The following is a 7,887-nucleotide window of genomic DNA, read 5'->3' on the forward strand; positions in this document are numbered from 1 at the left end:
TCATGCCGGGCCGGCGTCTGAGCGCCGGTCCGTATCCTGATTTTTCGCGAAGGAGGAGCGGGTGTCGCTCTTTGTCGAGCAGGCGCTGAACGGCCTGCAATACGGCATGATGCTGTTTTTGATGGCGGCCGGCCTGACGCTGGTGTTCGGCGTCATGGGGCTGATCAACCTCGCCCATGGTTCGCTGTTCATGATCGGCGCCTTTGCCTGCGCGTTCGTGGCGGCGGCAACCGGGCATTACTGGCTCGGCCTTGCGGCAAGCCTGCTGGTTTCCGCTGGCGTCGGCGCGCTGATCGAGGTCGGCGTGATCCGCAAGCTCTATGCCCGCGATCATCTCGATCAGGTACTGGCGACCTTCGCGCTGATCCTGGTGTTTTCCGAGGGCACGCGGTGGGTGTTCGGCTCGTTTCCGCTCTATCTCAACCTGCCGGAAATCCTGTCGGGCGCGGTCACGCTGCCGGGCGGGCTGCAATATCCGGCGTTCAGGCTGGTGATCATTCTGTTCGGCGCAGCGGTCGCGGTCGGCCTCTGGCTCTTGATCGGCCGCACGCGTCTCGGCATCCGCATCCGCGCCGGCGAGGCCGACCGCGAGATGATTGCCGCCCTCGGCGTTGATATCGCCAAGCTCTACACCATCGTGTTCGCGCTGGGTGCAGCACTTGCCGGCTTTGCCGGCGCGCTGGTCGGCTCCATCCAGTCGGTGCAGGTCGGCATGGGCGAGCCGGTGCTGATCCTGGCTTTCGTGGTCGTCGTCATCGGCGGCATCGGCTCGATCAAGGGCGCGCTGATCGGCGCGCTTCTGGTCGGCATGACCGATACGCTCGGCAAGGCGCTGCTGCCGGGCCTGTTTGCCGCGCTCGGCGGCGGTTCGGGCGCCAATGCGATGGCCGCCACCGTCGCCTCGATGCTGATCTATATCCTGATGGCCGTGGTTCTGGTGATCCGCCCGCAGGGCCTGTTCGGGGCGAAAGCATGACCCGCGAAACCATCATCAATCTCGCCATCTTCGCCGCCCTGATCGCCTTTGCCATCGCCGCGCATCTGATGGGCAACGGCTTTGCCGTGACGCTTGCCACCAAGGCGGCGATCTTCGCGCTCGCCGGTGTTGGCCTCAACCTCGCGCTCGGCTATGGCGGGCTGGTCTCGCTTGGCCATGCCGCCTTCTTCGGCATTGGCGGCTATGTCACCGGCATTCTTGCAAGCCATGCGATGCAGGCGACGCCGGTGCTGACCTTTCCGTTCACGCTCGCCGGCAGCAATGACATGCTCGGCATCTGGCCAATGGCGATGCTGGCGGGCGGGTTGCTGGCGCTTGCGATCGGCGCGTTGTCGCTCAGGACCACCGGCGTCTATTTCATCATGGTGACGCTCGCCTTCGCGCAGATGGTTTATTACTTCGCCGTGAGCTGGCCGCGCTATGGCGGCGAGGATGGTCTGAGCTTTTACGTCCGCAACAATTTTCCGGGCATGAACACCTTCGATCCGATCCAGTATTTTTTGATTTGCGCCGCGCTGCTGGCGATCGCGCTGGTCTTCACTGCCGTTGTCACCCAGTCGCGCTATGGGCTTGCCCTTCAGGCGGCACGGCAGAACCGCCAGCGCACAATGGCCGTCGGCATCCGGCCCTATGGCGTGCTGCTGGTCGCCTTCGTGCTGTCGGGCATGATCGTGGCGCTTGCCGGCTCGCTCTATGCCGATCTCAACCGGTTTGTGAGCCCCGCCATGCTGTCCTGGCACATGTCGGGCGAGATCATGGTGTTCGTCATTCTCGGCGGTGTCGGCAGGCTGTGCGGGCCGGTGGCGGGGGCGGCGATCTATATCCTGCTCGAGCATCTGCTCGGCGATGTCAGCGAATACTGGCAGGCGCTGCTCGGCCTGCTGCTCCTGGTGATCGTGATCTATTCGCCCGGCGGCCTGATCGGCCTGATTACGGGGAGGTTCCGCAATGCATGAGCCGATCCTGGAAATCACCGGTCTTCGCAAAGCCTATGGCGCGCTCACCGTCACCGACGATGTCAGCCTCACCCTGATGCCGGGCGAAATCCATGCCCTGATCGGGCCGAACGGCGCCGGCAAGTCGACGCTGATCAAGCAGATCGTCGGGGAGGTCCGGCCCGATCACGGCACGATGCGGTTCGAGGGGCAGGTAATCGATGATCTCGATGCTGCCGCCCGTGCTCGGCTCGGTCTGGCGCGCAGCTTCCAGGTGTCCTCGGTGATCGCGGATTTCACCGTGCTGCAGAATGTCATGCTCGCCGTCGCCGGGGCCTCGGGGCGGGTGTTCCGATTCCATATCCCGGCCCTTTCCGACCGCAAGCTCACCGAGCCGGCGCTGTTTCATATCGGCGAGGCCGGGCTGAAGAACCGTGCCGATGTCACGGCCTCCGCGCTTTCGCATGGCGAGCGCCGCAAGCTTGAGATCGCGATGGCGCTGGCGTTACGCCCGCGCGCCTTCCTGCTTGACGAGCCGATGGCGGGGATGGGGCTCGAGGGCGGCCAGCAACTGACCGCCATGCTTGCCGACCTGAAACAGGAAGCGCCGATCCTGCTGGTGGAGCATGATATGGACGCCGTCTTCGCGCTCGCCGACCGCATCTCGGTGCTTGTCTACGGCAAGATCATCGCGACCGGCAGCGTCGCCGAAATCCGCGCCAATCCCGATGTGCGCCGGTCCTATCTCGGAGAAGAGGCATGAGCCGGCTGCTGGAACTTGAGAACGTCACGGCCGCCTATGGCGCGGTCAAGGCGCTGTTCGGCGTCTCGCTGGCCATGGACGAGGGCCAGGTCGTGGCGCTGATGGGCCGCAACGGCATGGGCAAGACCACCACGATCCGCTGCATCAGCCGGTTGCTGCTCCATTCGGGCGGTCGCCTCAGCTTCGCCGGGCGCGACCTCAAGGGCGTCTCCGCGCCCAAGGTTGCCCAGCTCGGCGTCGGGCTGGTGCCGGAGGGGCGGCGCTGTTTCGCGCCGCTGACAGTCGCCGAAAATCTGGTGGTCGCCGCCCGTCCCGGCCCGTGGGATATCGAACGGGTGCAGGCGCTGTTTCCGCGGCTGAAGGAACGCATGCGCCAGACCTCGGCGACGCTTTCGGGCGGCGAGCAGCAGATGCTGGCGATCGGCCGCGCGCTGATGACCAATCCGCGCCTCCTGATCCTCGACGAGGCGACCGAGGGCCTCGCCCCGGTGGTGCGTCAGGAAATCTGGGCCGGGGTCAGGGCGCTGAAGGCGGAGGGGCTTTCGATCCTGCTGGTCGACAAGTCGCTCAAGGAAATCGTCTCCGTTGCCGACAGCGCAGTGATCATCGAGCGCGGCGAAACGGTCTGGCAGGGAGGCATCGATGGGCTGACACCGGAACTGACCGACCGCTATCTCGGGGTTTGAGCCGCGAGACCTATTCACTGTCGTTTCACAAAAACAATGCAGCCCAACGCTTGATTTTCCGCGCGGGCCCGCATTCAATGCCGCGAAATTGAGCCTAACGTCCCCAAGGGGCTTCACGGATCGCGTTCAATCGCTAAGTAAGACCTATCGCCCCACCCCCATAGTCAGGGAGCAGTCTGATATGAACACCCTCATCGCCAAGCTCAGGGAAACGGCCGAGCGCGATAACGCCACCGATCTGCGCGCGGCCTTTGCCGCCGATCCGGAGCGGTTTTCGAAATTCAGCGTCTCCTTCGAAGACCTGCTGATGGATTTCTCCAAGACCGCGATCAACGACGAAATCCTCGACCTGTTGGTCAAACTCGCCGGTGAGGCGAGCGTTGCGGAAAAGCGTGCGGCGATGTTTGCCGGCGAAAAGATCAACATCACCGAGGACCGCGCCGTGCTGCACACGGCGCTCAGGAACCGCGCCAACACGCCTGTTATGGTCGATGGCAAGGACGTGATGCCGGATGTCAACGAGGTGCTGGCGGCCATGGGCGATTTCGCCGAGGGCATCCGCACCGCCGCCATTCACGGCGCGACCGGCAAGCCGTTCACCGATGTCGTCAATATCGGCATTGGCGGGTCCGATCTCGGCCCGGCGATGACCACGCTGGCGCTCGCCCCCTTCCATGACGGACCGAGGCTGCATTACGTCTCCAATGTCGATGGCGCCCATATCGCCGACACGTTGAAGGGGCTCGACCCGGCGACCACGCTGATCATCGTGGCCTCCAAGACCTTCACCACGATCGAGACCATGACCAATGCCAAGACGGCCCGCAAGTTCATCGCCGGAGCCCTTGGCGAGGAAGCGGTCGCGCATCATTTCTGCGCGGTGTCGACGGCGCTCGACAAGGTCGCCGATTTCGGCATCGACCAGTCGCGCGTCTTCGGCTTCTGGGACTGGGTCGGCGGGCGCTATTCGATCTGGTCGGCGATCGGCCTGCCGCTGATGATCGCGATCGGCGAGAAGAATTTCGGAAAATTCCTCGATGGCGCGCATGCGATCGACAATCATTTCCGCGAGGCCCCGGTCAAGGAAAACCTGCCCTTCCTGCTCGGCCTCGTCGGCTTCTACCAGCGCGTGATCCTCGATTACCCGTCGCGCGCGGTGATCCCCTACGACCAGCGGATGTCGCGCTTTGCAGCCTATCTCCAGCAGCTCGACATGGAAAGCAACGGCAAGTCGGTGACGGTCGACTCCGAACATGTGACCACGCCGACCGGGCCGATCGTCTGGGGAGAGCCCGGCACCAACGGCCAGCACGCCTTCTTCCAGCTCCTGCATCAGGGCACCAACATCATCCCGATCGAATTCATGATTGCCGCCAACGGGTTCGAGAGCGATTTGCGCCACCAGCACCAATTGCTGATGGCCAATTGCCTGGCCCAGTCGGAAGCGCTGATGAAGGGCCGCTCGCTGGAGGAGGCGAAAGCCCAACTTCTCGACAAGGGGATGGACGCCGCAAGGGCGGAGAAGATCGCGCCGCACCGGGTGTTTTCCGGCAACCGCCCGTCGATCACCTTCGTCTATGACAGTCTGACGCCGTACGCGCTCGGCCGCCTGATCGCGCTTTACGAGCACCGGGTGTTCGTGGAGGGCGTGCTGTTCGGGATCAATTCCTTCGACCAGTGGGGCGTCGAACTCGGCAAGGAACTCGCCACCGGGCTGCTGCCGGTCGTTTCCGGCAAGGAAAGCGCCGAAGGGCACGATTCCTCGACGCAGGGGCTGGTTGCCGCATTGCTTGAAGCGGCGAAGTAGCGGGCGCTTTTGGCCAAGCTGAAAGGCCGCGCCCTCATCCGGCCTTCGGCCACCTTTTCCCCAAGGGGAGAAGGGGAATACGGCGCGGTTCTGCCTCGCCGCTTGCTCTGAAAACGCTGCGGAGTTCCCCCTTTCCCCTGGCCTTGAGGGGAGATCGGTAGAGGCGAGGTCTCGAGCTACGGCTATCTATGCCCAAATGGAAAAAATATTTGGCATTCATGCCGAATTGACCTTGCGCGCCTTGCCGCTAGAGTGACCACAACGCAAAATCCAGCCACAGGGATGATGATTTCATGGCGCGCATCGAGAAAAACGGCCTTGCCTATGACAAGGCGCTTTATGATTTCCTGACCGAAAAGGTCCTGCCCGGCACCAATGTTGAGGCCAATGCCTTTTTCGATGGCTTCGCCGCGATCGTCGGCGACCTTGCGCCCAAGAATCGCGCGCTTCTGAAAACGCGCGATGCGATGCAGGAAAAGCTCGACGCCTGGTACAGGGACAACGGTGCGCCTTCCGACATGGCGGCCTATGAGGCGTTTTTGCGCGAGATCGGCTATATCCTGCCGGAAGGCGAGGATTTCGCCGTTGAGACCGAAAATGTCGATCCGGAGATCACCACGATTGCCGGTCCTCAGTTGGTCGTGCCGGTGATGAACGCCCGCTATGCGCTGAATGCGGCGAACGCCCGCTGGGGCTCGCTCTATGACGCGCTCTACGGCACGGATGCGATCGCCGAGGATGACGGCGCGGAAAAGGGCAGGGGCTACAATCCGAAGCGCGGGGCGAAGGTCATCGCCTGGGCCAAGGATTTTCTGGACAAGAACATTCCGCTTGCCGGCGGGAAATGGGCCGATGTCACCGGCTTCGGCTATGATGGCGGCGCGCTGATCGTGAAGACCGCCGCCGGCGAAACCGGTCTTGCCGATCCGGCGCAATATGCCGGTTTCAGGCAAGAAGAGGGCGACGCCTTCCGGCTCTATTTCGTCAACAACAACCTCCACGCCATGGTGTTCGTCGATCCCGACAGCATGATCGGCAAGGACGATCCGGCGGGCATCGGCGATATCGCGCTCGAATCGGCGATCACCGCGATCATGGATTGCGAGGATTCCGTTGCCGCCGTCGATGCCGAGGACAAGGTGCTCGCCTATTCGAACTGGCTCGGCCTGATGAAGGGCGACCTGACGGAGGAGGTCACCAAGGGCGGCAAGACCTTCACCCGCAAGCTCGCGAAGGACATCGCATTCACCGGCGCAGATGGCGCGCCGAAGACGGTGCCCGGCCGCTCGCTGATGCTGGTCAGGAATGTCGGCCATCTGATGACCAATCCGGCGATCCTCGACGGCGAGGGCCGCGAGGTTCCCGAGGGCATCATGGATGCCGCCGTCACCGCGCTGATCGCGCTCTATGACATTGGCGAAAACGGTCGTCACATGAATTCCCGCGCCGGCTCGATGTATGTGGTCAAGCCGAAGATGCACGGGCCGGAGGAGGTCGCCTTCGCCTCGGAACTGTTCGGCCGCGTCGAGGAAATCGTCGGCATGAAGCCGAACACGATGAAGATGGGGATCATGGACGAGGAGCGCCGCACCACGGTCAACCTCAAGGAATGCATCCGTGCGGCGAAGGACCGGGTCGTGTTCATCAATACCGGCTTCCTTGATCGCACCGGCGACGAGATCCATACCTCGATGGAAGCCGGCCCGATGATCCGCAAGGGCGACATGAAGGGCGCCCCCTGGATTGCGGCCTATGAGGACTGGAATGTCGATATCGGGCTCGAATGCGGCCTTGCCGGCCATGCCCAGATCGGCAAGGGCATGTGGGCGATGCCGGATCTGATGGCCGGCATGCTGGAAGCGAAGATTTCCCAGCCGAAGGCCGGCGCCAACACCGCCTGGGTGCCATCGCCGACGGCGGCGACGCTGCATGCCACCCATTACCACGCCGTCAATGTCGCAAGCGTGCAGGAGAAGTTGAAGGACCGGCCGCGCGCCAGCCTCAAGGATATCCTCTCCGTTCCGGTGGCGGTGCGCCCGAACTGGAGCCCGGAGGAAATCCAGGCCGAGCTCGACAATAATGCACAGGGGATTCTGGGCTATGTCGTGCGCTGGATCGACCAGGGCGTCGGCTGCTCCAAGGTGCCCGACATCAACGATATCGGCCTGATGGAAGATCGCGCCACGCTGCGCATCTCCTCCCAGCACATGGCGAACTGGCTCTATCACGGCGTCGTCAACGAGGACAAGATCGTCGCGACCATGAAGAAGATGGCCGCCGTCGTCGACCGCCAGAACGAGGGCGACCCCCTCTATCGCCCGATGGCCGGCCATTTCGATGACTCGGTCGCCTTCCAGGCCGCGCTCGACCTGGTGCTTAAAGGCCGCGAACAGCCGAACGGCTACACCGAGCCGGTGCTGCACAAACGCCGTCTGGAGCTGAAGGCGAAGGACGCCGCCTGAGGGCGGCAGGAAATGTGAATAACGGGGGCTCTGCCCAGCCGCATAGCCCCCCAATCTTCTCGCCCCGGAGGGGAGAGATGTCGCGGAAGCGACAGTGAGGGGGTAGTCTATCACCGCGATCGCCCTTACGATTCGAAACGCTGCACCACCCTCACTGCCCCTTTCGGGGCATCTCTCCCGCCAGCGGGAGAGAATATAGGGAGCAAGCTGCTACGCCAAATGCGATAACCCTGCCCT

At 63.4% G+C, this 7,887-nt stretch carries 6 protein-coding genes; all 6 read left to right on the forward strand.

What is annotated here, in order from left to right:
• Positions 1–61 precede the first annotated feature (61 nt).
• The 6 genes from K7H91_RS20555 (at position 62) to K7H91_RS20580 (ending at position 7,650) form a co-directional block, all read left to right on the forward strand.
• The gene (locus K7H91_RS20555; protein ID WP_330166027.1) at positions 62–976 is read left to right on the forward strand and encodes a branched-chain amino acid ABC transporter permease; all 915 of its coding nucleotides are present in this window, start codon (positions 62–64) and stop codon (positions 974–976) included.
• Entirely contained in the window at positions 973–1,953 is a 981-nt protein-coding gene (locus K7H91_RS20560) for a branched-chain amino acid ABC transporter permease (RefSeq protein WP_230722075.1), read from the forward strand. The genes K7H91_RS20555 and K7H91_RS20560 overlap by 4 nt, the downstream gene beginning before the upstream one ends.
• Entirely contained in the window at positions 1,946–2,695 is a 750-nt protein-coding gene (locus K7H91_RS20565; protein ID WP_230722076.1) for an ABC transporter ATP-binding protein, read from the forward strand. The genes K7H91_RS20560 and K7H91_RS20565 overlap by 8 nt, the downstream gene beginning before the upstream one ends.
• On the forward strand, positions 2,692–3,381 hold the full coding sequence (locus tag K7H91_RS20570) for an ABC transporter ATP-binding protein (protein WP_230722077.1): 690 nt from the start codon (positions 2,692–2,694) through the stop codon (positions 3,379–3,381). The genes K7H91_RS20565 and K7H91_RS20570 overlap by 4 nt, the downstream gene beginning before the upstream one ends.
• A gap of 181 nt (positions 3,382–3,562) precedes the next feature.
• Positions 3,563–5,188: a glucose-6-phosphate isomerase gene (gene pgi / locus K7H91_RS20575; RefSeq protein WP_230722078.1), complete on the forward strand. Its 1,626-nt coding sequence runs from the start codon at positions 3,563–3,565 to the stop codon at positions 5,186–5,188.
• Between the two features lie 293 nt (positions 5,189–5,481).
• Positions 5,482–7,650 (forward strand): malate synthase G, encoded by a 2,169-nt coding sequence (locus K7H91_RS20580; protein ID WP_230722079.1) that lies wholly within the window; start codon positions 5,482–5,484, stop codon positions 7,648–7,650.
• Positions 7,651–7,887 lie beyond the last annotated feature (237 nt).

The sequence above is a fragment of the Martelella mediterranea genome, from assembly GCF_021021415.1.
GTDB classification, from domain to species: Bacteria; Pseudomonadota; Alphaproteobacteria; order Rhizobiales; family Rhizobiaceae; genus Martelella; species Martelella mediterranea_C.